Origin of the sequence: Ramlibacter sp. PS4R-6, from assembly GCF_037572775.1 — a bacterium.
GTDB lineage: Bacteria > Pseudomonadota > Gammaproteobacteria > Burkholderiales > Burkholderiaceae_C > Ramlibacter.
Genome location: NZ_JBBHKA010000001.1, coordinates 3219818 through 3246366 on the forward strand (window position 1 = coordinate 3219818; position 26549 = coordinate 3246366).

At 68.9% G+C, this 26549-nt stretch carries 23 protein-coding genes; 12 read left to right on the forward strand and 11 right to left on the reverse strand.

From position 1 onward, the window contains the following. Nucleotides 1–94: 94 nt before the first annotated feature. Together WG903_RS15965 and WG903_RS15970 are read right to left on the reverse strand one after the other, a co-directional pair. The gene (locus WG903_RS15965; RefSeq protein ID WP_340077199.1) at nucleotides 95–421 is read right to left on the reverse strand and encodes a hypothetical protein; all 327 of its coding nucleotides are present in this window, start codon (nucleotides 419–421) and stop codon (nucleotides 95–97) included. Between the two features lie 92 nt (nucleotides 422–513). Beyond that, complete coding sequence (locus WG903_RS15970; protein WP_340077201.1) at nucleotides 514–717, reverse strand: hypothetical protein; 204 nt, start codon at nucleotides 715–717, stop codon at nucleotides 514–516. Nucleotides 718–1011: 294 nt separating this feature from the next. On the opposite strand from WG903_RS15970, the gene WG903_RS15975 reads away from it, so the two are divergent. Genes WG903_RS15975 through WG903_RS15985 form a run of 3 tightly spaced genes read left to right on the forward strand, consistent with a single transcriptional unit; the run spans nucleotide 1012 to nucleotide 4886 of the window. Continuing rightward, nucleotides 1012–3516, forward strand: a complete 2505-nt coding sequence (locus WG903_RS15975; protein WP_340078262.1) for a circularly permuted type 2 ATP-grasp protein — start codon at nucleotides 1012–1014, stop codon at nucleotides 3514–3516. 6 nt (nucleotides 3517–3522) lie between these two features. Next, nucleotides 3523–4410 carry a transglutaminase family protein gene (locus WG903_RS15980; protein ID WP_340077203.1) on the forward strand — a complete coding sequence of 296 codons (888 nt, stop codon included), beginning with the start codon at nucleotides 3523–3525 and terminating at the stop codon, nucleotides 4408–4410. Nucleotides 4411–4430: 20 nt separating this feature from the next. Then, complete coding sequence (locus WG903_RS15985; RefSeq protein WP_340077205.1) at nucleotides 4431–4886, forward strand: RidA family protein; 456 nt, start codon at nucleotides 4431–4433, stop codon at nucleotides 4884–4886. An 85-nt stretch (nucleotides 4887–4971) separates the two neighbouring features. On the opposite strand, the gene WG903_RS15990 is transcribed toward WG903_RS15985, so the two are convergent. After that, nucleotides 4972–6501 (reverse strand): class I adenylate-forming enzyme family protein, encoded by a 1530-nt coding sequence (locus WG903_RS15990; RefSeq protein ID WP_340077207.1) that lies wholly within the window; start codon nucleotides 6499–6501, stop codon nucleotides 4972–4974. Between the two features lie 158 nt (nucleotides 6502–6659). Between WG903_RS15990 and WG903_RS15995 the strand changes: the two genes are divergently transcribed. The 4 genes from WG903_RS15995 to lpdA are packed head-to-tail and all read left to right on the forward strand — an operon-like array spanning nucleotide 6660 to nucleotide 11708. After that, the gene (locus WG903_RS15995; protein ID WP_340077209.1) at nucleotides 6660–7901 is read left to right on the forward strand and encodes a 3-methyl-2-oxobutanoate dehydrogenase (2-methylpropanoyl-transferring) subunit alpha; all 1242 of its coding nucleotides are present in this window, start codon (nucleotides 6660–6662) and stop codon (nucleotides 7899–7901) included. Nucleotides 7902–7903: 2 nt separating this feature from the next. Next, nucleotides 7904–8971 carry an alpha-ketoacid dehydrogenase subunit beta gene (locus WG903_RS16000; protein WP_340077211.1) on the forward strand — a complete coding sequence of 356 codons (1068 nt, stop codon included), beginning with the start codon at nucleotides 7904–7906 and terminating at the stop codon, nucleotides 8969–8971. A 3-nt stretch (nucleotides 8972–8974) separates the two neighbouring features. Next, nucleotides 8975–10306, forward strand: coding sequence for a dihydrolipoamide acetyltransferase family protein (locus WG903_RS16005; protein ID WP_340077213.1), 1332 nt, complete (start codon nucleotides 8975–8977; stop codon nucleotides 10304–10306). A 7-nt stretch (nucleotides 10307–10313) separates the two neighbouring features. Beyond that, nucleotides 10314–11708 carry a dihydrolipoyl dehydrogenase gene (lpdA, locus tag WG903_RS16010; protein WP_340077215.1) on the forward strand — a complete coding sequence of 465 codons (1395 nt, stop codon included), beginning with the start codon at nucleotides 10314–10316 and terminating at the stop codon, nucleotides 11706–11708. Here lpdA and WG903_RS16015 read toward each other — a convergent pair. Together WG903_RS16015 and WG903_RS16020 are read right to left on the reverse strand one after the other, a co-directional pair. Next, nucleotides 11705–12247, reverse strand: a complete 543-nt coding sequence (locus WG903_RS16015; protein ID WP_340077217.1) for a tetratricopeptide repeat protein — start codon at nucleotides 12245–12247, stop codon at nucleotides 11705–11707. The two genes, lpdA and WG903_RS16015, sit on opposite strands and share 4 nt — an antisense overlap. Before the next feature lie 61 nt (nucleotides 12248–12308). Beyond that, nucleotides 12309–12941, reverse strand: coding sequence for a response regulator transcription factor (locus tag WG903_RS16020; RefSeq protein WP_340077219.1), 633 nt, complete (start codon nucleotides 12939–12941; stop codon nucleotides 12309–12311). Nucleotides 12942–12978: 37 nt separating this feature from the next. On the opposite strand from WG903_RS16020, the gene WG903_RS16025 reads away from it, so the two are divergent. Then, nucleotides 12979–14256, forward strand: a complete 1278-nt coding sequence (locus WG903_RS16025) for an ABC transporter substrate-binding protein (RefSeq protein WP_340077221.1) — start codon at nucleotides 12979–12981, stop codon at nucleotides 14254–14256. A 2-nt stretch (nucleotides 14257–14258) separates the two neighbouring features. Continuing rightward, the gene (locus WG903_RS16030) at nucleotides 14259–16070 is read left to right on the forward strand and encodes a CHASE domain-containing protein (RefSeq protein ID WP_340077223.1); all 1812 of its coding nucleotides are present in this window, start codon (nucleotides 14259–14261) and stop codon (nucleotides 16068–16070) included. Here WG903_RS16030 and WG903_RS16035 read toward each other — a convergent pair. From WG903_RS16035 to WG903_RS16055, 5 genes are all read right to left on the reverse strand, one after another. Next, nucleotides 16019–16918 (reverse strand): EamA family transporter, encoded by a 900-nt coding sequence (locus WG903_RS16035; RefSeq protein ID WP_340077225.1) that lies wholly within the window; start codon nucleotides 16916–16918, stop codon nucleotides 16019–16021. The two genes, WG903_RS16030 and WG903_RS16035, sit on opposite strands and share 52 nt — an antisense overlap. Before the next feature lie 101 nt (nucleotides 16919–17019). Beyond that, entirely contained in the window at nucleotides 17020–19344 is a 2325-nt protein-coding gene (gene parC, locus WG903_RS16040; RefSeq protein ID WP_340077227.1) for a DNA topoisomerase IV subunit A, read from the reverse strand. 89 nt (nucleotides 19345–19433) lie between these two features. Further along, nucleotides 19434–20258, reverse strand: a complete 825-nt coding sequence (locus tag WG903_RS16045; RefSeq protein ID WP_340077229.1) for a lytic transglycosylase domain-containing protein — start codon at nucleotides 20256–20258, stop codon at nucleotides 19434–19436. Then, nucleotides 20255–20818, reverse strand: coding sequence for a GNAT family N-acetyltransferase (locus WG903_RS16050; protein WP_340077231.1), 564 nt, complete (start codon nucleotides 20816–20818; stop codon nucleotides 20255–20257). The genes WG903_RS16045 and WG903_RS16050 overlap by 4 nt, the downstream gene beginning before the upstream one ends. A 4-nt stretch (nucleotides 20819–20822) precedes the next feature. After that, the gene (locus WG903_RS16055; protein ID WP_340077233.1) at nucleotides 20823–22784 is read right to left on the reverse strand and encodes a DNA topoisomerase IV subunit B; all 1962 of its coding nucleotides are present in this window, start codon (nucleotides 22782–22784) and stop codon (nucleotides 20823–20825) included. A gap of 98 nt (nucleotides 22785–22882) precedes the next feature. On the opposite strand from WG903_RS16055, the gene WG903_RS16060 reads away from it, so the two are divergent. From WG903_RS16060 to WG903_RS16070, 3 genes are read left to right on the forward strand one after another with little or no spacing between them, the layout of a single operon-like run. Then, nucleotides 22883–24565, forward strand: coding sequence for an ankyrin repeat domain-containing protein (locus tag WG903_RS16060; protein WP_340077235.1), 1683 nt, complete (start codon nucleotides 22883–22885; stop codon nucleotides 24563–24565). A gap of 51 nt (nucleotides 24566–24616) precedes the next feature. Further along, nucleotides 24617–25828, forward strand: a complete 1212-nt coding sequence (locus WG903_RS16065; RefSeq protein WP_340077237.1) for an MFS transporter — start codon at nucleotides 24617–24619, stop codon at nucleotides 25826–25828. Next, on the forward strand, nucleotides 25825–25953 hold the full coding sequence (locus WG903_RS16070; protein WP_340077239.1) for a hypothetical protein: 129 nt from the start codon (nucleotides 25825–25827) through the stop codon (nucleotides 25951–25953). The genes WG903_RS16065 and WG903_RS16070 overlap by 4 nt, the downstream gene beginning before the upstream one ends. Here WG903_RS16070 and WG903_RS16075 read toward each other — a convergent pair. Further along, entirely contained in the window at nucleotides 25950–26546 is a 597-nt protein-coding gene (locus WG903_RS16075) for a YdeI/OmpD-associated family protein (protein ID WP_340077241.1), read from the reverse strand. The two genes, WG903_RS16070 and WG903_RS16075, sit on opposite strands and share 4 nt — an antisense overlap. Between the last annotated feature and the right edge of the window lie 3 nt (nucleotides 26547–26549).

The window sequence follows — 26549 nt, forward strand, 5'->3', positions numbered from 1 at the left end:
TGCGCATCGTTGGCCAGCGGCCTGTCAGGCCGCTGTCAACCGCATCGGGATTACCCGAAGGACGAACTGGATCCCGGCCTGCGCCGGGACATGCTTACTTCGTGGTGCCGGTGGCGCCCATCTGCTTCTGGGCCTGCTCGGCTTCCTTTTCCTTCGCCGTCTTCACGTCGACGGTGGGGACCTCGATGGTCTTCTTCTGCGTCTCGACCTTCGGCACGGTGATGGTCGCGTCCTTGGTGCCGACCTTCACGTCGGGCGTGGTCACGTCGTACTTCGGCAGCGTGACGTCACCGGACTGCTTCTTCTCGACTTCGTACTTCGGCACCGTGACGTTGCCTTCCTGCGTCTTCTTGACGTCGCAGGCCGCGAGGCCCAGCGCAGTGGCAACGGCCAGGGCGGTGGCGAGGGTGGTCTTGAACATGGTCACTCCCTTCGAAAAATGGTTTCGATGAAGCCATTCTTCCGGGGGCGGCGAAGCCCGGCTGTAGGAGTTGGCCGCCGCCCCTTGTGAGCTCAGCGCTCCGGGGCCTGGTCGTCCTCGTGCCCGGGGCCCCACGTGCGCGCGCCGTGCTGGCGCTTGTGGCGCAAGGCGTGCTCTGCCTTCATCCGCTCGAGGGCGCTGGCGGAGCCGGCGCCGCCGCGCTGCATGTCGTCCTGTGTGTCGCTGTCCTGCTTCGGGTCCGGCGCGGCCGGATCCCTGCGATGGTTCGCACTCATCCTGGGTGTATTTCCTTGACGCTTCTTCATTGACGTCGCCCATGGCTGGGCGCGCGGCGCGAATCTATCAAATACGACCGCAGGCCTGCAACGCGAAGTTTCGAGGGCGCCGCCTCGTCGCACTTCGACACCATCCATACGCCCTTGTGTTGGATGCACGCGACCGAAGCACAGCCGTTTCGCTGGGCCTCAGTCATTCGCGCCGACAATACGGCTGAGGTGGACAACAAGCACGACCCCGTCGATTCCCTCTTCGGCGACACCGCCGACGCGCCGGCCGCCCTCGCCGCGGCAATGGCGCCGCCTGCCGCATCCGCGCATTACGACGAGCTGCGCGGCGGCTCGCGCGAAGCGCTGGGCCAGCATTGGGAACGTTTCTTCGAGCACCTCGGCCCCGCGGGCTTCGCGGACCTGAACCGCCGCACGCTCAACCTCGAGCGGCAGGTGCGCGACAACGGCATCACCTACAACGTCTACGCCGACGCGCACGGGCCGCAGCGCCCGTGGTCGCTGGACCTCTTCCCGCTGGTGGTCACGCCGCAGGCGTGGCAGCAGCTCGAGGCCGGCGTGCTGCAACGCGTGAAGCTGCTGGACCGCGTCCTGGCCGACGTGTACGGGCCGCAGGACCTGCTGGCGCGCAACCTCCTGCCGCCCGCGCTGGTGCAAGGCCATCCCGGCTACCTGCGCGCGATGCACGGCGTCACACCGCCCGGCGGCACGCGCCTGCACATCGCGGCCTTCGACCTGGCCCGCGACGAGCAAGGCGCGTGGTGGGTCGTGTCGCAGCGGACGCAGGCGCCCTCGGGCCTGGGCTACCTGCTGGAGAATCGGCTGATCATCTCGCGCCTGTTCCCGGAGGCCTTCCGCGACCTGAAGGTGCAGCGGCTGGCGGGGACGTACCGCGCGCTGGCCGACGCGCTGCGCGCCATGTGCCCGCGCGATCCCGACGGGCGCGACACGCGCATCGTGCTGCTCACGCCGGGCCCGTACAACGAGACGTACTTCGAGCACGCCTACCTCGCGCGGTACCTGGGCCTGACGCTGGTGGAGGGTAGCGACCTCACCGTGCGCGGCGACCGCCTCTTCCTCAAGACGCTGCAGGGCCTGGAGCCCGTGCACGGCATCCTCAAGCGCGTGGACGACGAGTTCCTCGACCCGTTGGAGCTGCGATCCGATTCGCACCTGGGCGTGCCGGGCCTGCTGCAGGCGGTGCGCGCGGGCAACGTGCTCGTCGCGAATGCGCCGGGCTCGGCCTTCCTCGAATCGACCGGCATCCTCGGTTTCCTGCCGGCGCTGTCGCGCCACCTGCTGGGCGAAGAGCTGCAGCTGCCGTCGCTGCCCACGTGGTGGTGCGGCGAGCGCGCGGCGCTGGAGGCGGCGTTGCCGCAGATCCCGCAAGGCGTGATCAAGCCCACCTACATCGGCCCCGGCGCCGCGGCGGTGCTGGGCCGCACGCTCACGCGCCGCGCCGCCGACGAATGGGCCGGCCGCATCGTGCGCGAGCCCGACGAGTACACGCTGCAGGGCTACATGCCGCTCGCGCAGATGCCGACGTGGAAGCACGGCATGGAGGGCGACCGCATCCTGCCGCGCTCGTACATGCTGCGCGTGTTCGCCATCGCCGACGGCCCGCAATCGTGGCGCGTGCTGCCGGGCGGCCTCACGCGCATCGCCAGCGCCAACCTGGAGATCGCCTCGATGCAGCGCGGCGGCTCCAGCGCCGACACCTGGGTGATGACCGAGGGCGAGGTCGACGCGACGACGCTGCTGCACCACGAGCAGCCGGCCGGCGACATCGCGCACCACGGCCGGTCCGTCACGAGCCGCGCGGCCGAGAACCTGTTCTGGCTGGGGCGCTACACCGAGCGCACCGAAAACACCGCGCGCTTGGCGCGCCTGGCCCTGGAGGTGTTGAACGGCGAGGACCAGTCCTCGCCGCCGCTGCTGGCGTGGCTGACCGAGGTGGGCCGCGCCAACGGCCTGGTCGTGGCCGCCGTGCCGCCGGCCCTTCAATCGCGGCGAGTGTTCGAGCGTTCCATCGTCGCGGGCCTGGCCGACACACGCACCGCCACCAGCGTCGGCTACAACCTGCGCGCGCTGCGCAGCGCGGCATCGGCCGTGCGCGAACGCCTGTCGGTGGAGCAGTGGAACGTGATCGTGCGCGCCGAGCAGGAGTTCTTCCGCGGCTGCGCGATGGCCACCGAGGACGGCGAGTTCTCGTCGGTCGAGGCGATCCGCGTGCTGGAGGCGCTGCTCGGCGCCACCGCCGCGATGACGGGCGCGCAGACCGACCGCATGACACGCGACGACGGCTGGCGGCTGCTGTCCACCGGGCGGCACCTGGAGCGCCTGGGCTTCCTGGCGTCGGCGCTCGGCTGGTCCTTCGACAAGGGCTCCGTGTTCGAGGAAGGCGGCTTCGAAGCGATCGTGGCGCTCTTCGACAGCACCATCACCTTCCACTCGCAATACCAGCAGCGCCACGACATCCCGGCGCTCGCCGACCTGCTTGTGATCGACCGCGACAACCCGCGCTCGCTGGGCTGGGTCGCGCAAACGTTGCGCGGACGGCTGGCGAAGCTCGCAGGATCGCCGGCGGGAGAGAAGCCCGAGATCGCGCAGACCGTGCCGGACCCGCAGGCCTGGTCGCTGGCCGCCTTGTGCGAGCGGGATGCCGACGGCCGCTACGCGAAACTCGAGCAACTGCTGCAGGACTGCACCGATGCCGCGTTCCGCCTCTCCGACGAGCTGGGCGGCCGCTACTTCACACACTCCGACACGCGCCAGAGCGTCGGCGCCTGAGAAGCCATGCTGCTCAACGTCGTCCACGAAACCCGCTACGAGTACGCGCCGGCCGTGCGCACGGCGCAGCACCTGGCGCACCTGAAGCCCGCGCACGGCGCGCGCCAGCAGCTGGTGTCGCACGAGCTCGAGATCGACCCGCAGCCCGTGCAGCGCAGCGAAGCGACGGACGTGTGGGGCAACGCGCGCACCTTCTTCAGCCTGCAGGCCCAGCACGAGGAGCTGAAGGTGACGGCGCGCAGCGTCGTTTCCACATCCCCGGCGCCCGCGGTGCTCAGCGAGATGCCGTGGGAGGAGGCGCGCGAGCGCATGCGCTACCACCGCGGCGCCGCCTACGACCCGGCGGCGGAGTTCCTGTTCGCCTCGCCGTACGTGCCGCGCCACGCGGACTTCATCGAGTACGCCCTGCCCTGCTTCCCGGCGGGCCGCCCGCTGGTCGACGCGGCACGCGACCTGATGGCGCGCATCCACGCCGACTTCGAGTACGAGACCGAGGCCACCGACGTCGGCACGCCCGCGCTCGAGTCGCTGCAGCTGCGCAAGGGCGTGTGCCAGGACTTCGCGCACATCATGCTGGCCTGCCTGCGCAGCCTGGGCCTGCCGGCGCGCTACGTCAGCGGCTACCTGTTGACCGAGCCCGCGCCGGGCCGGGAGCGGCTCGTGGGCAGCGATGCGTCGCATGCGTGGGTGTCGGTCTACGTGCCTGGCGACGGCAGCACCGGCGACTGGCTCGACCTCGACCCCACCAACCGCCGCGTGCCGGGCGAGGACTACGTCGTCCTCGCCACCGGCCGCGACTACTCCGACGTCTCGCCCATCCGTGGCGTGATCGATGGCGGCGCCAATCACCTCCTGCACGTAGCGGTCACCGTCACTCCTACAATCGCGGCCTGATTCAATCAGGAGAGTCCGTGATGAGCGTCTACGACAAGATCAAGCAGCTCGGCATCACCCTGCCGCCCGTCGCCACCCCTGCCGCGGCCTACGTGCCCTTCGTGCAGACCGGCAACCTCGTGTTCATCTCCGGCCACATCGCCAAGAAGGACGGCAAGGCCTGGGTCGGCCAGCTGGGCAAGACCATGCAGACCGAGGAAGCCAAGCAGGCCGCGCGCGCGATCGCCGTCGACCTGATGGGCACGCTGCAGGCCGCAGTGGGCGGCGACCTGAACAAGGTCAAGCGGATCGTCAAGGTGATGAGCCTGGTGAACTCCTCGCCGGATTTCACCGAGCAGCACCTGGTGACGAACGGCGCGAGCGAATTGCTCGGTGAAGTGTTCGGCGACAAGGGCAAGCATGCGCGCAGCGCTTTCGGTGTCGCGCAGATCCCGATGGGGGCTTGCGTCGAGATTGAGTTGATCGCGGAAGTCTGACCCGGGCATCCGTTGGCAGGGGGCCGGGCTGGCGGCCGGCAAGGACTTTTCTCCTGCCTCCCCAGTCGGCAGACCGGAAACCCGCTCACCAACTGTCGCGCAACTCTCTCTTCAGGACCTTGCCGATCTCACTGCGAGGTAGCTCTTTCAAGTAACGAACGCCCGACAGGCGCTGCGTCTTCCCGACCTGCTCGTTCACCCACGACCGGAGTTCGTCTTCGGGTAACGAGCCGCGCACGACCACGAACGCCACCGGCGTCTCGCCCCACTCCTTCGACGGCACGCCGACCACCGCCGCGTCCGCGACCTTCGGGTGCGTGCGCAGGATCGCCTCGATGTCGCTCGGGTAGACGTTGAAGCCGCCCGAGATGACCATGTCCTTGCGGCGGTCCATCAGCGTGAGGAAGCCGTCCTCGTCGAAGCGGCCGACGTCGCCGGTGCGGATGAAGCGGCGGCCCTCGGCGTCGTACCACTCGGCTTCGCGCGTCTTCTCCGGCTGGTTGTTGTAGGCGGTCATCATGGCCGCCGAACGGCCGACGACTTCGCCGACGGCATTCGGCGGGAGCTCGTTGCCGTCTTCGTCGATCACGCGGATGTCGTGGCCTTCGGCGGGCTTGCCCACGGTGTGCAACTTGTCGGGGTAGTTGTGCGCCTCGAGGATGCACGTGCCACCGCCTTCGGTCATGCCGTAGAACTCGATGAGGCCGCCGGGCCAGCGCTTGAGGATGTCCTGCTTCAGGTCGGCATGGAAAGGTGCGCTGGTGCAGAACTTGGCCTGGAAGGACCCCAGGTCGTACCGGTCGAAATCGGGCAGCGCCATGATGCGCTGGTACTGCACCGGCACCAGCATCGTGTGCGTCGCCCTCACCTCCTGCGCCAGCGCCAGGTACGAGGCCGCATCGAACTTCGGCTTGCCGAAGACCAGGCAGCCGCCTTGCGCGACCGTCGGGAAGGCGCACACGAGCGTGGTGTTCGAGCACAGCGACGTCGCCAGCACCGTGACGCTGTCGGGTGAATAGCCGTAGCCCTGCGCGCGCGCGACGTGCATCCAGCGCATGCCGTGCGGCTGCACGATGCCCTTGGGCGTGCCGGTGGTGCCCGACGAATAGATGATGTTGAAGGGCCAGTCGGGCTGCGCCCGCACAGCCTTCGGCTTCGCGCCGTGCGGCAGCAGCCATTGCTCCAGCGACGGATCGCCGGACGCGTCCATGAAGATGCGCCGCGCTGCGCTCGGGAAAGGCGGCACCGCGGCGTCGACGAAGAAATGCCGCGCCGCACAGTCGGCCACCATGGTTGCCAATTGCGCCGTCGTGGCGCCCGTGGGCAAGGGCGCGACCGCCACCCCGGCGCGCAGCGCGCCCAGGAACAAGGCGAAGTACTCGAGCGAATTCGCGCCGGCGATGGCGATGCTCTGCCGCGGCTCGACACCGTCGCGCTGCAAGGTGGCGGCGATCCGGTCGGCCATGGCGTCCACCTGCAGCCAGGTGACCCGCCGTTCGCCATGGATCATCGCCACCTGGCCGGGCCGCTTCTTCGCATGGTCGCGCACCAGGTCGGCGATGGCCCTGAACGGGGGCGCCGAAGGCGGCGGCGGATGGTCGAGCGCGGCGGTCATGGGGAGAAAGCCTACCCCAACCGGTCCCCTGCTTGTCCTACACTTCGGCCCAGCGCCCCATGGGCGCAACCCCGGCGGCCGCGCGGCTTACCCGCTGCCCGTGCCGTCGGCTCATCCACCGAGAAAGCGCCCGACACAATCGGGTTCGAGGACGACAAATGACGCAGCAGGCCTTGCGCTTGTATGTGCCGGAGCCGACTGGCCGCCCCGGCGCGCACACCGACTTCTCCTACCTCCACCTCTCGCCCGCCGGCGCCATCCGCCGCCCGCCGATCGACGCCGGCTCGGCCGACATGCAGGACATCGCCTTCGGCCTCCTGCGCGTGCTCGACGAGGAAGGCAACGCCGTCGGCCCGTGGGTGCCCGAAGACATGGACGCCGTGCGCATGCGCAAGGGCCTGCGCGGCATGATGAAGACGCGCATCTTCGACGCCCGCATGATGGTCGCGCAGCGGCAGAAGAAGATCTCGTTCTACATGCAGTGCCTGGGCGAAGAGGCCATCGCGGTTGCGCACACCTTCGCGCTCCAGGACGGCGACATGAACTTCCCCACGTACCGCCAGCAGGGCCTCCTGCTCGCGCGCGACGACGTGCCGATGTGGGAAATGATGTGCCAGCTGATGAGCAACGAGAAGGACCCGGTGAAGGGCCGGCAGCTGCCCGTCATGTACTCGTACAAGCGCGCCGGCTTCTTCACGATCTCCGGCAACCTCGCCACGCAATACATCCAGGCGGTGGGGTGGGCGATGGCGTCGGCGATCAGCGGTGACACCAAGATCGCGTCGGCGTGGATCGGCGACGGCGCGACGGCCGAAGCGGACTTCCACGCGGCGCTCACGTTCGCGCACGTCTACCGCGCGCCGGTGATCCTGAACGTGGTGAACAACCAGTGGGCGATCTCCACCTTCCAGGCGGTGGCCGGCGGCGACGGCGACCAGACCACCTTCGCGATGCGCGGCATCGGCGCCGGCATCGCGTCGCTGCGCGTCGACGGGAACGACTTCCTCGCGGTGTATGCGGCATCGAAGTGGGCCGCCGAACGCGCGCGCAGCAACCTCGGCCCGACGCTGCTCGAATGGGTGACGTACCGCGCGGGCGCGCACTCCACGTCGGACGACCCGTCCAAGTACCGCCCGGCGGACGACTACGCGCGCTTCCCGCTCGGCGACCCCATCGCGCGGCTGAAGGCGCACCTGATCAAGATCGGCGAATGGTCGGAAGACCAGCATGCGCAGACGCAGAAGGAGCTGGAGGCCGAAGTCGCCGCCGCGCAGAAGCAGGCCGAAAGCTACGGCACGCTGCTGGACGGCCACATCCCCTCCGCCGCGGGCATGTTCGAGGACGTCTACAAGGAGATGCCCGAGCACCTGCGCCGCCAACGCCAGGAACTGGGAGTCTGACCATGCTGACCGCAACGAAGAAGAACGAAGCGGCAGCGGCCGCCCAGGAGCAGAAGTCGGTGCCGATGACGATGATCAAGGCGCTGAATTCCGCGATGGACGTGATGATGGAGCGCGACCCGCGCGTGGTCGTGTTCGGCGAGGACGTCGGCTACTTCGGCGGCGTGTTCCGCGTCACCGAGAACCTGCAGAACAAGTTCGGCAAGCACCGCTGCTTCGACGCGCCGATCTCCGAAGGCGGCCTTGTGGGCGCGGGCGTGGGCATGGCCGCTTACGGCCTGCGGCCCATCGTCGAGATCCAGTTCGCCGACTACTTCTACCCGGCGTCGGACCAGATCGTGTCCGAGGCCGCGCGCCTGCGCTATCGCAGCGCTGGCGACTTCACCTGCCCCATGGTGATCCGCATGCCCTGCGGCGGCGGCATCTACGGCGGGCAGACGCACTCGCAGTCGCCCGAGGCGCTCTTCACGCACGTGTGCGGCATCCGCACCGTGATGCCGAGCAACCCGTACGACGCCAAGGGCCTCTTGATCTCGTGCATCGAGAACGACGACCCGGTGATCTTCCTGGAGCCCAAGCGCCTGTACAACGGCCCGTTCGACGGCCACCACGACCGGCCGGTGGTGCCGTGGTCCAAGCACCCGATGGGCAACGTGCCCGAGGGCTACTACACCGTGCCGCTGGACAAGGCTTTCACCTTCCGCGAAGGCAAGGAGCTCACGATGATCACCTACGGCACGATGGTGTGGGTGGCCGAGGCCGCCGCTCGCGAGACGGGCATCGACGCCGAGATCATCGACCTGCGGTCGATCTGGCCGATGGACCTGGACGCGATCATCGACTCGGTGAAGAAGACGGGGCGCTGCGTGATCGTGCATGAAGCGACGCGCACCAGCGGCTTCGGCGCCGAGCTGCTCTCGATCATCCAGGAGAACTGCTTCTACCACCTCGAGGCGCCCATCGAGCGCGTGACGGGCTGGGACACGCCTTACCCGCACGCGCAGGAATGGGCCTACTTCCCCACGCCGCAGCGCGTGGGCGAAGCGATGAAGCGCGCGATGGAGGGCTGAGCGATGGGAACCTATGTGATCCGCACACCCGACATCGGCGAAGGCATCGCCGAAGTGGAACTGGTCGCCTGGCATGTGAAGCCGGGCGACGACGTGAAAGAAGACCAGGTGCTCGCCGACGTGATGACGGACAAGGCGACGGTCGAAATTCCTTCGCCCGTGAACGGCAAGGTGACGGAGCTGATGACCGAAGTCGGCAAAACGATCTCGGTCGGCGCCGTGCTGATCCGGCTGGAAGTCGAAGGCGCGGGCAACGAGAAGGTGAGCGACAAGAAAGTTGTCGCCCCGGCGGAGGCCGGGGCCCAGCGTCTTTCAACGCCGCCCGAAAAGCCACTGGATCCCGGCGGAGTTCACCCCGGCGCAGGCCGGGGCCGGGACGACAAGGCGGATGACGAGCCGCCGCCACCCCCCGCGAAGCGCCCTCCCGTCCACGCCCCCGTCGCCATGCGCCCCGCCGGCGAGAAGCCCATCGCCTCTCCCGCCGTGCGCCGCAAGGCGTGGGAGCTGGGCATCGAGCTGCAGTTCGTGCATGGCAGCGGTCCCTCGGGCCGCATCACGCAGCAGGACCTGGACGTCTACCTGGCCACGCGCGGCCAGTCCGTGAAGCCCGGCGGCGGCGCGACGTACGCCGAGCGCCACGAAGAAACCGAAGTGCCCGTCATCGGCCTGCGCCGCAAGATCGCGCAGAAGATGCAGGAGGCCAAGCGCCGCATCCCGCACTTCAGCTACGTCGAGGAGATCGACGTCACCGAGCTCGAAGCCCTGCGCGCGCGCCTGAACGCGAAGTACGGCGCCGAGCGCGGCAAGCTCACCGTGCTGCCGATGCTCGCGCGCGCCGTGGTGCTCGCGGTGCGCGACTTCCCGATGATGAACGCGCGCTTCGACGACGACGCGGGCGTGGTGACACGCTTCGGCGCCGTGCACCTGGGCATGGCCGCGCAGACGCTCAACGGCCTGATGGTGCCGGTGATCCGCCATGCGGAGGCGATGGACCTGTGGGCGTTCGCGAAGGAAGTCGCGCGCCTGGCCGAGGCCGCGAAGTCCGGCAAGGCTTCGCGCGACGAGCTGCAAGGCTCCACGATCACGATCTCTTCGCTCGGCCCGCTGGGCGGCATCGTGACCACGCCCGTCATCAACCATCCCGAGGTGGCGATCATCGGCGTGAACCGCATCGTCGAGCGGCCCGTCTTCAAGGAAGGCCATGTCGTCGCGCGCAAGCTGATGAACCTGTCGTCGTCGTTCGACCACCGCGTGGTCGACGGCATGGACGCGGCAGAATTCATCCAGGCGGTCCGCGCGCTGCTCGAGGCGCCGGCGATGCTCTTCGTTGAATGACGGTCGAATGAAGAAACTGCAAACCACACTGCTCGTCATCGGGGGCGGGCCGGCCGGCTACGTGTGCGGCATCCGCGCGGCGCAGCTGGGTGTCCCGACCATCCTCGTCGAAGGCGAGCGCCTGGGCGGCACCTGCCTGAACATCGGCTGCATCCCGTCGAAGGCGATGATCCACGCCGCCGAGGAGTTCGAGAAGGCCAGGCACTTCGCCAACAACTCGCCGCTGGGCATCAGGGCTTCGGCGCCCACCATCGCCATCGAGCAGACGGTGAAGTGGAAGGACGGCATCGTCGGCAAGCTCACCAGCGGCGTGGGCACGCTGCTCAAGAAGTACGGCGCGCAGGTCGTCGAGGGCTGGGCCACGGTGCTCGACGGCAAGACGGTGGAAGTGAAGTCCGGCAACGACGTCACCCGCATCCAGTGCCAGCACCTCGTCATCGCCACGGGGTCCGTTCCCACGGAGCTGCCGTTCATGCCGTTCGGCGGCGACGTGATCTCGTCGACCGAAGCGCTGTCGCCGAAAGAGTTGCCGAAGCGCCTGGTCGTCGTGGGTGCGGGCTACATCGGCCTGGAGCTGGGCATGGCTTACCGCAAGCTCGGCTGCGAAGTGGCCGTCGTCGAGGCGACGCAGCGCGTGCTGCCCGCCTACGACGAGGAGCTGACGCGCCCTGTCCTCGCCGCGATCAAGAAGCAGGGCATCGTGCTGCACCTGGGCTGCAGCGTGGAAGGCATGGCCGAGACCGGCAAGCGCCTGCGCGTGCGTTCGAGCCAGGCCGACGAGTTCGCCCTGCCCGCCGACCAGGTGCTGGTGGCCGTCGGCCGCAAGCCGCGCACGGAGGGCTTCGGGCTGGAGAGCCTGGGCCTGGACATGGCCGGCCGCGCGATCAAGGTCGACGACCAGTGCCGCACCTCCATGCGCGACGTCTGGGCGATCGGCGACGTGAGCGGCGAGCCCATGCTGGCGCACCGCGGCATGGCGCAAGGCGAGATGGTCGCGGAGATCGTCGCGGGCAAGCGGCGCCGGTTCGCGCCCGCGTCGATTCCGGCGGTGTGCTTCACCGATCCGGAAGTCGTCGTCTCGGGCCTGTCGCCGTCGCAGGCGCAGGAAGCGGGGCTGGATGTCATCACCGGCACCTTCCCCTTCATGGCCAACGGCCGCGCGATGACGCTGGAATCCACCGACGGTTTCGTGCGCGTGGTCGCGCGCAAGGACAACCACCTCATCGTGGGCTGGCAGGCCGTGGGGCGCGCGGTGTCGGAGCTGGCCGCGGCGTTCTCGCAATCGCTGGAGATGGGCGCGACGCTCGAAGACGTGGGCCACACGATCCACGCGCACCCGACGCTGGGCGAGGCGGTGCAGGAGTCGGCGCTGCGTGCCCTGGGGCACGCGCTGCACATCTAGAACTCGGTCGACAGCTCGCTGCGGTCCTGCAGGATCCGCGCGATGAGTTCCTGCAGTTCCAGGTTGCCCGGCGCGTGCTGCAGGCCCTCGCGGGCGAGCTTCACCGCCTCGTCGTGGTTGCCCACGGCCCACATCAGTTGCACCACGTGCTGCCAGGCCGGCAGGTAATTCGGCCGCTCGTGCGTGACGGCGCGGAATTGCTTCAACGCCTCCAGCGGCTGGCCCATGTCGCGCCGGGCCAGCGCCAGCTGGCAGCGCGCCTGGTACAGGGCGGGGTCCAGCCGCAACGCGAATTCGAAGCTCTCGATCGCATCGGCCACCTGCCCGATGCGGCGCTGCAGGCAGCCGTAGTTGAACCAGAGGTCGGGGCGCTCTTCGTCCGTGAGCAGCGCGAGCTGGTAGCAGCGCATGGCCTCGCTGGTGCGTCCCGCGCCGGCATAGATGGCGGCCTGGCGGCCGAGGGCGGCGACGTCGGCCGGGTCGGGCTCCGGCGGCAGCGAGCGCCGCGGCGGCTGCGAGTGCCTGAAATTCAACACCATGCCGCCAATCTAGGCCCAAGCACCCCCCGGGCACATCCTGCATTCGCAGGGTATCCGGCCCTCAGCCGGGGTTGTAGTAACCCTGCTGGACGGCGTAGGCGGTGATTTCCGCCGCATTGCGCAGCGAAAACTTCTCCATGAAGTTCTGGCGGTGGGTGCGCACGGTGGCCACGCTCAGCTCCAGCAGCTCGGCGATTTCCTTGTTGGCCAGGCCGCGCGCCACCAGCGACATGATCTCCTGCTCGCGCGGCGTGGGCGCCGGGCCGGTGGGCGCCTCGGGCTTGAAGACCTGCGCGATGCGGCGGCTGACGTATTGCCGCCCGGCCAGCACCGCCTGCACCGCGGAGAGCAGCTCGCTGGTGTCTTCGCTCTTGTGCATGTAGCCGTCGGCGCCGGCGGCGAGCGCCTGCCTGACGGAATGCGGCGACAAATCGCCGGTGAGCACCAGCACCTTCACCGCGTCGCCGGCGGCCGCCTTGACCGCCGACGCCACCTCCACGCCGTGCTTGCCGGGCAGGCCCAGGTCCAGCATCAGCAGGTGCGGCCGCGCCTCGCGCACCATGCCTTCGACCAGGCGCCCGTCGCCCGTCTCGGCCACCACCTGCAGCAGCGGCTGCGTGGCCAGGAGCATCTTGAGTCCCTCGCGCAACAGCACGTGGTCCTCGGCAATGACGATGCGTGTGGGTTCGCCCATCGACATGCATACTAGCCACAACAGCCGAGCTGCGCCAATGCCCGCCGTCGTCCCCGCATTCCTCCTCGCCTTCGCGCTCCTGCTGGCGCCGCTGGCCCGGGCAGCCACCGAGATCACCTTCCATTACCCCATCGCCGTCGGCGGCCCGGTCGCCAAGACCATGACGCGGCTGGTGGAGGACTTCGAGCGCGAGCACCCGGACATCAAGGTGCGGCCGATCTACACCGGCACCTACCGGGAGTCGCTCGCCAAGTCGCTCACCGCGCACCGCAGCGGCAACCCGCCGGACGTCGCCGTGCTGTTCGCGGTGGACATCTACACGCTGATCGACGCCGAGGCCATCGTCCCCTTCGACGAGCTGCTGCCCGCGGGCGAGCGCGCCTGGCTCGAAAGTTTCTACCCCGCGTTCATGGCCAACAGCCGCGCCGCCGGCAAGACCTGGGGCATCCCGTTCCAGCGCTCGACCATCCTGCTGTACTGGAACAAGCGGCTGTTCCGCGAAGCCGGGCTCGATGCGAACCGCCCGCCCCAGGACTGGGCGCAGATGGTGGCCTACGCCAGGCGCCTGACGCAGCGCGACGACGGCGGCAAGGTCACGCGCTGGGGCCTGCTCATCCCCTCCTCCGGCTTCCCCTACTGGCTGTTCCAGGGTTTGGTGACGGCCAACGGCGGCTCGCTCATGAACGCCACGGGCACGAAGACATCGTTCGACCAGCCGGCCGTCGTCGACGCGCTGCGGTTCTGGGTGGACCTGTCCAAGCGCGAGCAGGCGCACCCCACCGGCATCGTGGAGTGGGGCACGACGCCCACGCAGTTCGCCGAAGGCAAGGCCGCGATGATCTGGACGACGAGCGGCAACTTCCGCGACCTGCGCGGCAAGGTCGGCGAGGACCTGGGCGTCGCGATGCTGCCCGCCAAGGTGCAGCGCGGCTCGCCCACCGGCGGTGGCAACTTCTACATCTTCCGCAAGAGCCCGCCGGCGAAGCAGCGCGCGGCGCTGACGTTCGTGCGCTGGATGGTGTCGCCCGAGCGCACGGCGCAATGGAGCATCGACTCGGGCTACATCGCGGTGAGCCCCAAGGCCTGGGAGACGCCCGCGATGAAGGCACACCTGGCGCAGTTCCCGCAGGCCGCCGTGGCACGCGACCAGCTCCCGGTGGCGGCGCAGGAGCTGTCGACGCACGAGAATCAGCGCGTCACGCGCACGCTCAATGCGGGGCTTGCCGCAGCGCTCAACGGCGCCAAGACGCCCGAGCAGGCGATGCGTGACGCGCAGGCCGAGGCGATGCGCATCCTGCTGCCCTACCAGCGGTGACCATGCGCAAATTGCCCTGGAAGTCACGCGCGGCCCTGTATGGCATCCCGTTGGTCGTGCTCGTGCTTGCCGGCGCCGTGTCGTGGTGGGGCTGGAACCGCGAGCGCCGCGACATCGAGGCGCAACTTCAGGCCGACTTCGACACGCGCTTCCGCGAGACGGTCGGCCTCTTCCGGGAGCGCATGCTGGCCTACGAGCAGGCACTGCATGCGACGCACGGCCTCTTCGCGTCGAAGGCCGACGTGCAGCGCGGCGACTTCCAGGCCTTCGTGGGCAGCATGCGCATCCAGACGCACCCGGGGCTGCTGGGCCTGGGCTACTCCGTGCGCGTGCCCGCATCGCAGCGCGCAGCGCACGAGAGCAAAGTGCGCGCGCAAGGCTTCCCGCAGTACGCGATCCGCCCTGGCACACCACGGGAGGAGTACACGGCCTCGCTCTACTTCGAGCCGTCGGCGCTCACGGCGCTGAGCACGCTGGGCTCGGACTTCTACGCCGAGCCGTCGCGCCGCCACGCGATGGAAGCCGCGCGCGACAACGGCTCCATCGCCATCTCCAACAAGATCAAGCTGCCCGAGGAAGACGCGCAGGAGGTGCAGGCCGGCTACCGCATCTTCATGCCGGTCTACGGCGGCGCCGCCGCGCCGGCGACGGTGGAGGAAAGGCGCCGGCGCCTCACGGGCTGGATCTACGCCGCCTTCAGCATGGACGGCCTGATGAGCAACATCCTCGGCGAGCGCGCCAACATCGACGTGCAGGTGTACGACGGCGGCGTGGGCGAAGGCGACGACGTGGAGATCGTGAGCGACCGCGTCGGTGGCGAGTCCTCGCTGAAGCTGCTCAAGGCATCGCAGAAGGTGCAGGTGGGCGGCTATTCATGGACGCTCACGGCGCAGTCGCTGCCGAATTTCACGACGCCGATCGCCGCAAGCAAGCTGCAGCTGGTGGCGCGCATCGGCGCGGTGGCGAGCGTGCTGCTGGCCGTCCTGGCGTGGGCCTTGATCCGCCGCCGCATCCGCGCGCGCATCGCCGACGAGGAACTGCGCGCCGCGAAGGAACACGCCGAAGCCGCCAGCCAGGCCAAGACGCGCTTCCTCGCCGCGGCCAGCCACGACCTGCGCCAGCCGGTGCAGGCGCTGGGCCTGTTCGCCGCGACGCTGCAGGCGATGGCGCGGCTGCCCCAGGTGCGCGGCGAGGAGATCGGCGCGGTCGCGTCGCGGCTGCAGCTGGCGCTGCAAGGGTTGGGGCGGCTGCTCAATGGCCTGTTCGACCTGTCGGGGCTGGACAACGGGACGGTGACGGTGAACCGCCGCGTGGTCGCCGTGAGCGACATGCTGGCCGAGGTGCAGACCGCGTTCGCGGGGCCTGCTGCTGCGAAAGGCTTGCGCCTGCACGTGCGCGCCGCCCGCAACGTGTGGGTGGACACCGACCCGATGATCGCCGGCCGCATCCTGTCCAACCTGGTGGCGAACGCGTTGCGCTACACGAGCAAGGGCGGCGTGCTCGTCGGTTGCCGCAGGCGCGGCGCGCTGCTGGAGCTGCGGGTGGTCGACACCGGCATCGGCATCCCGCCCGCGGAGCAGGCCCGCATCTTTGCCGAGTTCTACCAGGTGGAAGGCGTGTCGCGCGAGCGCGAAGGCGGCATGGGCCTGGGGCTCGCGATCGCGCAACGTTCGGCGCAGCTGCTGGGCGCGAAGATCGCCGTGCAGTCGACGCCGGGACGCGGTTCCTGCTTTTCGTTCGCGCTGCCGGTGGTGCCCGGGCCTCAGGCCGAGGCCATGCGCCGCGAGATGAGCGACGCCAGCCTGCCCGCATAGAGGTTCAGTGCCAGCCCGCCGATCACGAGCGCGGCGGCCACGAGCTTCCACGCCTGCATCGGTTCGCCGAGCAGCCACGCCGACGCGCTGAAGCCGAACACCGGCACGAGCAGCGCCGAGGGCGCGACGGTCGCGGCCGGGTGGCGGGCGAGCAACCAGTTCCACACGCTGTAGCCGAAGAGCGTGTTGCCCACGGCCTGCCACAGCACGGCCGACCAGCCGACGAAGGTCGCGTCGCGGATGGCGTGCACGACAGCGTCGGTGCCGTGCACGGCGAACGCCAGCGCGAACAGCGGCGGCAGCGAGAACGGGCTGGCCCACACGATGAACGCCAGCGCATCGACCTTGCCGGCGCTGCGCACCACCATGTTCGCGCCGGCCCACGAAGCCGCGGCGGCCAGCACCAGGCCCAGGCCCAGCGGCGTGATCGACGCGCCCTCGCTCACCGCATGCCAGCCGATCAGCGCGACGCCGGCCACCGCGAGCGACAGCGCGAGGAACTGCGGCATGCCGATGCGGTCACCCTGCAGCGCCACCGCCATGCCGATGGTGAAGAACACCTGCACCTGGATGATCAGCGAGGCCAGGCCCGGCGTGACGTCGCTGCGCATCGCCAGGAACAACAGGCCGAACTGGCCCGCGCCCAGCAGCACGCCGAAGGCTGCGAGCTTGGCCCACGACACGCGAGGCCGGCGGATGAAGAAGATCCACGGCAGCACGCACAGCAGGAAGCGCAGCGCGGCGAAGGCAAAGGGCGGGAACTCCGCGAGCCCCCACTTGATGACGACGAAGTTGGTGCCCCAGACGAAGACGACGGCCAGGGCCAGCAGGAGGTGGGAAGCAGGCATGCGGGGATCGTGGCACGCGCCGGAAGCCGCCGGTGATGAAAAACCGCCGCGCCACTGATGCGCGGCGGGCATGAATGAACCCCGGCGCAGGCCGGGGACGGTTACTCGACTCTTTCGATGGCCGACGGCTTGAAGCCCAGTTCCGTGGTCTTGCCCTTGCGCCCGCGCCCGGCCTTGGCGTTGTTGAGCGAGCGGATCTCCAGCACCTCTTCCCGGTCCTTCTCGCGGCTCACGCCCGTGATCTTCACGCTGCGCGTGTACGCGGCAGCGCCGACCAGCGTGTCCTTCTTGTCCAGGTCGATGAGCAGCAGGCCGCGCCCGCCGTTGGGCATCGCCTTGAGCTCGGAGATGTCGAAGGTGAGGATGCGCTTTGCCGCCGAGATGCAGCACACCTGCGTGGCGGGCGGCTGCGGCGCGACGTTGGCAGCCGAGGGCCGGCACACCGTCTCGCCCTCGCCCACGTTGACGAACGCCTTGCCGGCCTTCAGGCGCGACATCATGTTCTCCACCGTGGCGAGGAAGCCGTAGCCCCCGGTGTTGGACAGCAGCAGCCAGTCACCGCCCGCGCCTGCGTAGTAGTGCACGAGGTGCGAGCCGGGCTCGAGCTCGATGAACGTGGTGACGGGCTGGCCGTCGCCGCGCGCGCCGGGCAGCGTCGAGACGGGCACGGTGTACACGCGCCCGTTGCTGCCGAACGCCAGCAGCGTGTCGATGGTGCGGCACTCGAAGGTGGCGTACAGGCCGTCGCCTGCCTTGAACGCGAAGCTGGCCGCCTCGTGGCCATGGCCCTGGCGCGCGCGCACCCAGCCCTTCTGCGACAGCACCACCGTCACCGGCTCGTCGACCACCTTGATCTCGGCGACGGCCTTCTTCTCGGCCTGGATCAGCGTGCGGCGCGCGTCGGCGAACTGCTTCGCGTCGCCTTCGATCTCCTTGACCATCAGGCGGCGCAGCGCGGCGGGGCTGCCGAGGATCTCCTCGAGCTTCTTCTGCTCCTCGCGCAGCTCCTTGAGCTCCTGCTCGATCTTGATCGCCTCGAGCCGCGCCAGTTGGCGCAGGCGGATGTCGAGGATGTCGTCGGCCTGGCGCTCGGACAGCTTGAACTTCTGCATCAGCGCGGGCTTGGGCTCGTCGCTGTTGCGGATGATGCGGATCACCTCGTCGATGTTCAGCAGCACCAGCTGCCGGCCTTCGAGGATGTGGATGCGGTCCAGCACCTTGTCCAGGCGGTGCCGCGAACGGCGCTCGATGGTCTTGTGGCGGAACTCGATCCACTCGGTGACCAATTGGCGCAGCGACTTCTGCACCGGCCGGCCATCCAGGCCGATGGCGGTGAGGTTGATGGGCGCCGACGTTTCCAGGCTGGTGTGCGCGAGCAGCGTGGTGATCAGCTCCTGCTGCTCGATGCGGCTGGTCTTGGGCTCGAACACGAGGCGCACCGGCGCGTCCTTGCTGGACTCGTCGCGCACGGCGTCGAGCACCGACAGGACGGTCTGCTTCAATTGCACCTGGTCCTGCAGCAGCGCCTTCTTGCCGGCCTTGACCTTGGGGTTCGTGAGCTCCTCGATCTCTTCCAGCACCTTCTGCGAGCTGACGCCGGGCGGCAGTTCGTTCACCACCAGCTGCCACTGGCCGCGCGCGAGGTCTTCGATCTTCCAGCGCGCGCGCACTTTCAGCGACCCGCGGCCGGTGCGGTACGCCTCGGCGATGTCCGAGGGCGCGCTGATGATCTGCCCGCCGCCGGGGAAGTCCGGGCCCGGGATCAGCTCGAAGAGCTCGTCGTCGGACAGCTTGGGCGTCTTGATCAGCGCGACGCAGGCATCGGCCACCTCGCGCAGGTTGTGCGAGGGGATTTCCGTCGCCAGGCCCACCGCGATGCCGCTCGCGCCATTGAGCAGCGTGAACGGCAGGCGCGCGGGCAGTTGCTTCGGCTCCTGCGTGCTGCCGTCGTAGTTGGGCACGAAATCGACGGTGCCTTCGTCGATCTCGTCGAGCAGCAGGTTGGCGATCTTCGCCAGGCGCGCTTCGGTGTAGCGCATGGCGGCCGCGCCGTCGCCGTCGCGGCTGCCGAAATTGCCGTGGCCGTCGATCAGCGGGTAGCGCTGCGCGAAGTCCTGCGCCATGCGCACCAGCGCGTCGTACGCGGCCTGGTCGCCGTGCGGGTGGAAGCGGCCGAGCACGTCGCCGACGACACGCGCGCTCTTGACAGGGCGCGCGCCGCCGGCGCCGGTGTAGCCGAGGCCCATGCGGGCCATCGAGTACAGGATGCGCCGCTGCACCGGCTTCTGGCCGTCGGTGGCGTCGGGCAGCGCGCGGCCCTTGACCACCGAGAGTGCGTATTCGAGGTAGGCGCGCTGGGCGTACGAGGCGAGGTCCAGCTCGTCGCCATCGCCGCTGTTGGCGAGGTTCAGGAGTTCTTGTTCCATTCAGTCTTCGCCCGGCCGCCCGTAGAAGACTGACGCCCCCTCGGGGGGCAGCGCACTACGCGCAGCGAGAAGCGTGGGGGCTAACATTTCTAGAAGACGCTCTGTGGAGCCTGCGACTTCTCGGCGAACGTGGCGTTCGGTTGTTGCTGTTCGGAAGGAGGGAGGTTGCCGCGCCCGATCGCACCGCCGGCGGGGATCTCCATGCGGATGCGCCCGCGCTGGCCGTTGATGAACGACGGCGGCTTCAGCATGTAGTACAGCTGCAGCACCGTCTTCACGTAGTTCTGCGTCTCGGGATAGTTGGGCACGCGCTTGCCCGCGCGCATCACGGCGCCCTCGCCCGCGTTGTACGCGGCCAGCGCCAGTTCCACGTTGCCCGCGAACATGTCCATCAGGTAGCGCAGGTAGCGCGTGCCCGTCTTGATGTTCGTGCCGGGGTCGTGCAGCTTCTTCTCGACCGTGAGCTTCTTGTCGGCCGTGACGCCGTAGCGCTGCGCCGTGGCCGGCATCACCTGCATCAGGCCGATCGCGCCCTTGGGCGAGACCGCACCGGCGTCGAAGCCCGATTCGGTGGCGATCACCGCCTTGAGCAGGTCGAAGTCGATGTCGTGCGCCTTCGAGGCGGCGCGCAGGTGGTGCTGCACCTGCTTGTAGCCGGGCGAGATCTCGAAGAAGGCGATCAATTTGGTGGCGGCCGCGGAAGGCACGGCCACCGGGCGCGGCGTGCGCACGCCGTTGGCGGTGTCGAAGCTTTCGCCCCCACGGAAGAACAGCTCGTAGCGCTCGTCGACCTTCTCGGCGGCGAAATGCGCGATGCCCTTGCTGTCCACGTAGCCCCACACCTCGGCGCGCGCAGGCGCAGCGAATGCGAGCGCGAAACCAAGCGCACCGAGGAGGGATGCGATGCGCTTCATGCTTCCCTCAGCTCCAGGCCCAGCCCGCGGCGGCCGACGAACTCGGAGCGCAGCATCGACATCACGACCATCGACTCGAAGCCCTCGGCGGTCTTCACCGCGTCGCGCAGCTCACCCTCGACCACGAAGCCTTCGCCGTCGTACAGCGCCTTCGCACGCGAGTTGCGCTGCTTCACGTCCAGCCAGAAGCGGTGCGCGCCCAAGTCGTCGAACGCCACCTTCTTGGCCACGCGCAGCGCCGCGCGGCCGAAGCCCGCGCCCTTGGCCTGCACCACCATGCGCTTGAGCTCGATCGACTGGTTCTGGTTGCGGCAGCCGATCAGGATGACGAAGCCCACCGGGTCCAGCGACTCGCCGCCTTCCACGATGAAGTGGCGGAAGTCGGGGAAGCGGATGGCGGCCTCGTGCTGCGTGCGCTCCCACGGCGTGATGAACGCGAGGTTCTCCGGCGCCTGCTCCAGCGACAGCACGAAGTCGATGTCGCTCGACATCGTCGGGCGCAGGCGCACGCGGGCCGTGGTGCGGTCCGGGGAGCTGGCGGCGAAGTTGGCGGCGGTCATGGCTTCAGATGTCGACTTCCACGGCGTCGCCGTGGATTTCCATGAGCTCGCGGCGGGCGGCGGCCTCGCCCTTGCCCATGAGCTTGGTGATCAGGTTCTCCGTCTGCGGGAAGTCCAGCTGCCCCAGTTTGACCTGCAGCAGTCGGCGCGTATCGGGATTGAGCGTGGTTTCCCAGAGTTGTTCCGCGCTCATCTCGCCCAGGCCCTTGAAGCGGCTGATGGTCCAGGCCCCTTCGCGCACGCCTTCCTTGCGCAGCTTGTCGAGGATAGCGGTGAGCTCCCCTTCGTCAAGCGCATAGGTTTTGGAGGCCGGTTTCTTCCCACGTGCGGGCGCGTCGACGCGAAACAAGGGCGGCCGCGCGATATAGACGTGCCCCGCGTCGATGAGCTTGGGGAAGTGGCGGAAGAACAGCGTGAGCAGCAGCACCTGGATGTGCGAGCCGTCCACGTCGGCATCGGACAGGATGCAGACCTTGCCGTAGCGGATGTTCGACAGGTCGGGCGTGTCCTCGGGCCCGTGCGGGTCCACGCCGATGGCCACCGCGATGTCGTGGATCTCGGTGTTGGCGAACAGGCGGTCGCGCTCCACCTCCCAGGTGTTCAGCACCTTGCCGCGCAGGGGCAGGACGGCCTGGCATTCCTTGTCGCGGCCCATCTTGGCGCTGCCGCCGGCCGAGTCACCTTCGACCAGGAACACTTCGTTGTGCGAGATGTCGCGGCTTTCGCAATCGGTGAGCTTGCCGGGCAGCACGGCGACGCCGGAGCCCTTGCGCTTCTCGACCTTCTGGCCCGCGCGCTGGCGCGACTGCGCGGCCTTGATCGCGAGTTCGGCCAGCTTCTTGCCGTATTCGACGTGCTGGTTGAGCCACAGCTCCAGCGCAGGGCGCACGTAACTCGACACCAGGCGCACGGCGTCGCGCGAATTCAAGCGCTCCTTGATCTGGCCCTGGAACTGCGGATCCAGCACCTTCGCGGACAGCACATACGAAGCGCGTGCGAACACGTCCTCGGGCAACAGCTTGACGCCCTTGGGCAGGAGCGAATGCAGGTCGACGAAGCTCTTCACCGCATTGAACAGGCCGTCGCGCAGGCCGCTTTCGTGCGTGCCGCCGGCGGTCGTCGGGATCAGGTTGACGTAGCTCTCGCGCACGGGCTGGCCGTCCTCGGTGAACGCCACGCACCACTGCGCGCCCTCGCCCTCGGCGAAGTTGTCGTTGTTCTGCGCGTAGCCTTCGCCCTCGAACAGCGGGATGACCGGGTCGGCATTGAGCGACTGCATCAGGTAGTCGCGCAGGCCGCCCTTGTACTGCCAGCTTTGCGTCTCCTTGGTCTTCTCGTTGACGAGCGACACCGTGACGCCGGGCATCAGCACGGCCTTGCTGCGCAGCAGGTGCGCCAGTTCCGCCTGCGGCAGCGCGCTCGATTCGAAATACTTCGCTTCCGGCCACACGCGCACCGAAGTGCCCTGGCGGCGGTCGCCTTCCTGCAGCTTGCGCAGGTGGAGCTTCTCGATGACGTCGCCGCCCGAGAACACGATCTTCGCGACCTGGCCCTCGCGGTGCGTCGTCACTTCAAGCCGCTTGGCCAGCGCATTGGTCACCGACACGCCCACGCCGTGCAGGCCGCCGGAGAACGCATACGCCCCGCCCTTGCCCTTGTCGAACTTGCCGCCGGCATGCAGGCGCGTGTAGACCAGCTCGATCACCGGCGCCTTTTCTTCCGGGTGCAGACCGAAGGGGATGCCGCGGCCGTCGTCCTCGATCGAGACGGACCCGTCGGAATGGAGCGTGGTCTTGATGCGCTTGCCGTAGCCGGCCAGCGCCTCGTCGGCCGCGTTGTCGATCACTTCCTGGATGACGTGCAGCGGGTTGTCCGTGCGCGTGTACATGCCCGGGCGCTGCTTGACGGGCTCCAGGCCCTTGAGCACGCGGATCGACGCTTCGGAGTAATTCGGGGGGGTTGCCATGGGGAGGGAGCGATTGTAGACGCGCCGAAGCTCCGGGACTGTATTTGTGTACAGTTGTTGCCGGCCCGGATAATCAATTCTTCTCACACTTCGCGACCATGAGCCCCAACATCCGCCGACTCCTCGCTGCCCTGGCCCTCCTGGGCGCCTGCTCCGCCTTCGCCGCCGACCCGCCGAAGTGGAACGTCCAAGAACTGCAGGCCATGCTCGTTTCGGCCCAGCACCACGCGGGCGCATCGGGTTTCGAATTCCGCTCGCTCGTCTACCGGCAGGAGCGCGAAGCGCGCCTCGCGAGCTTTTCCGGGCTGCCGAAAGGAACGCAGCCCCGGACGGTGGGCAACCTGGTCGAAGCGCATCCGGCGCTGCGCCGCACGCTGGCCGGGATGTACACGCCGGGCGCGCGGTCCAAGCCCATCGAGACGATCCTGTCCACCGGCGAACGCGTCTGGGTCGTCGTGGAACTGGTGCGGCGTTTTCCGGCGACGGTGGTGCTGGAGCCGGGCCCGGCATTCGAGGCCTGGGCGGCAAGCATGCTCAACATCCGCAACCTCGCAACGCCGGACCGGCTGCTGGCCGACCCCGTCGCGAGGGCCCAGGCGGCGCTCTGGCAGGCTCGCTCGGCCATGTCGATCGCCGTGCTGCCGGCGGGCATCGACGTGAACCTGCGTTTCGGCGACGAGACGACACCCCTCACGCGCGCCATCATGCGGCGCGACCTGCTGGCCGTGCAGGCACTCGTCGATCGCGGTGCGGACGTGAACGCATGCGGCTCCGCGGGTTGCCCGCTCGACATCGCGAGCGCGGTGCTGGCCACCGGCGAATGGCAGACGTGGCTGGCGTTCTTCCTGTCCAAGGGCGCGCGCGTCGACGCGGTGGACCCCAAGTTCGCGTCGTCGTCGGACACGCTGCTGACGCTGGCCATCCTGCGCAAGAACGACGCGCTGGCCCAGCAGCTGATGGACCTCGGCGCATCGCCCGACGGCGCGCCCGGCGTGCGCATGACGCCGCTGCAGGCCGCGGTGCTCATGGGCCGCAAGCCACTGGCGGAAACGATGCTCGCCAAGGGCGCCGAGCCGCTTGCCTTCTCCGACCGCGCCGCGGCGCCGGCGCCGGTCATGCGCTACAGCGCCTACATGGCCGCCGTCGAAAACGGCGACCCGCAACTCGTCGCGTGGGCCGAATCGGTGTCCATCGCCACGGCGAAGGCGCGCCCCGCCTCCCGCTACAGGCTGCACATCGAACAGGACGGCAAGATCATCTCGCTCACGCCCGACGGCGCGTATACGCTCAGGGCCGCGCCGTTCAAGCTGGTCGTGCGCTTCGAAGACCCGGCGCAGGGCGACCTGCAGGTGGGTGCATCGCTCTCGCCCGATTGGCTGCAGGAAGTGCGCGGCGGCGACCGGCGCAACGCGATGTTCCGCCCGTACGCCGCGGGCGCGTTGCCCGAGGCGTCCAAGGAAGACTCGTACGTCCTTCTTACCGCGGACCCGTGCGCCGCGAACGTCGGCAAGGACGACATGTGCGACGGCAGTTTCATGGCCTTGCAGACCGATGCCAAGCTGCGCGCCGACTTCCACGAAGTGCGCGAAGCCGGCCGCGAATACGCGCGCGAAATCCGCACCGTCTTCAACACGTCCCAGGCAGGCAAACCTCGCGACGTGCCGCTGGCCGAATTGAAGGGCAGGACGATCTACATGGTGGCGACGACCACGGTCAACCTCGGCAGCATGGACGGGCTGCGCTTCCTCGCGCCGCATTACCTGCGCCTGCAGCTGCGCTGAAGCGCGGCCCTGCGCAAGCAGGGGAATTGCCGGCTCGCTAAATTGGCGCGCATGCAGCCCCAACGCCTTTCCATGACGCAGGTGCTCGCCTGCGGCGCCATGATCGTCACGCTCTCCATGGGCATCCGGCACGGCTTCGGGCTGTGGCTTCAGCCGATCACGCAGGCGCAGGGCTGGGACCGCGGCACCTTCTCGATGGCCGGCGCGATCCAGAACCTGTCCTGGGGCTTTTTCGGCATCTTCGCCGGGATGGTCGCGGACCGATTCGGCGCGTTTCGCGTCCTGATCGTCGGCGCCGTGCTCTACGCGCTGGGCCTGGCCGGCATGGCGCTTTCCACGAACCCGTTGGTCTTCGCACTGACGATGGGCGTGCTGATCGGCGCGGCGCAGGCCGGCACCACCTACGCCGTCGTGTATGGCGTCATCGGGCGGCAGATCGACCCCGCCAAGCGATCGTGGGCCATGGGGGTCGCGGCGGCCGCGGGCTCGTTCGGGCAGTTCGTCATGCTTCCGGTGGAAGGCCTGCTGATCTCCTACCTGGGCTGGCAGCAGGCGCTGCTGGCGCTCTCGGGCTTCGTCCTGCTGATCGCCCCCTTCGCGTTCGGCCTGAGGGAAGCCGGCTTTGCCGGCGGCGCGGCACCGCGCCGCGACCAGTCGATCGGCCAGGCGCTGCGCGAGGCCTTCCAGTACCCGAGTTTCCAGTTGCTGATGGCCGGATACTTCGTGTGCGGCTTCCAGGTGGTCTTCATCGGCTTCCACATGCCCAGCTACCTGCGCGACAAGGGCCTGGGCCAGGAGGTCGCCGTCAATGCGCTGGCCCTCATCGGCCTCTTCAACGTCTTCGGCACCTACATCGCCGGCGTGCTGGGGCAGAAGCTGGCCAAGCGGAAGATCCTGGCGGCTATCTATTTCGGCCGCGCCGTCGTCATCGCCATCTTCCTGTGGGCGCCGCTGTCGCCCTTGTCGGTCTACATCTTCTCCGCCGTGATGGGCCTGCTGTGGCTGTCCACGGTGCCCCCGACCAACGCCGCCATCGCGCAAATCTTCGGCGTGGCCCACCTGTCGATGCTGGGCGGCTTCGTGTTCTTCTCGCACCAGATCGGCTCGTTCCTGGGCGTGTGGCTGGGCGGCTTCCTGTACGACCGCACCGGCAGCTACGACATCGTCTGGTACATCTCGATCGCGCTGGGCATCTTCGCGGCGCTGGTGAACCTGCCGGTGCGCGAGGCGCCGATCGCACGCGCGCAGCCGCAGCCGGCATGACGCGCAAGGGCCGCATCGCCGCCTACGGCACCGCGATCGCGGTGCTGCTGGCGACGTTCGCGCTCTACGCGCGGCCCGAGATCCGCGTCGCCGTCGTCGACATCATCTGGGCCTGCTTCAACTAGCGCTGGTATTTCCAGTGGCGTGGCTTGCCTTCGGCCATCCACTCGATGGCCTGGGCCAGGCGTGACTGGCGCGTCTCGTCGCGCTTGGCCTCCACGATCCATTCCACGTACTCCCGCTTGTGGCTGGGCGGGAAGGCCTCGTAGGTCCTGCGTGCCGCGGCGTTCTTCTTCAAGGCCGCGAGCAGTTCGGCAGGCGCCTCGGGCGGCGGTTTCGGCTCGTGCTTCGGCTTGCGGACCACGCTCTGCCCCGCATCGATCAGCGCCATCTGCGCCTTCACCATCTTCGCCAGTTGCGTCTTCGGGGGCAGGTCCCTGAGCGACTCGATCCGCCCGAACTCGCCCATCGCTTCCTTGCCCTTCGCTTCATCGCCGGACAGGCGGTTCCAGAAACCGAACGCGCAATGCGCCTTGAACGCCGCCATGTTGGCGAGCGGCCGGCCGTTGTAGGTGAAGAACGGCATGCCCCACTTGACCGTCTCCTCGCACGGCGGGCACGCGGCGTGGACCGTCTTGCGCAGGTGTTCGAGGATGGGCCGTGCGAAGCCAGCGGACTTCGCGATGTAGGCGTCGATGCGTGGATCGGTCGTGCCCATGCG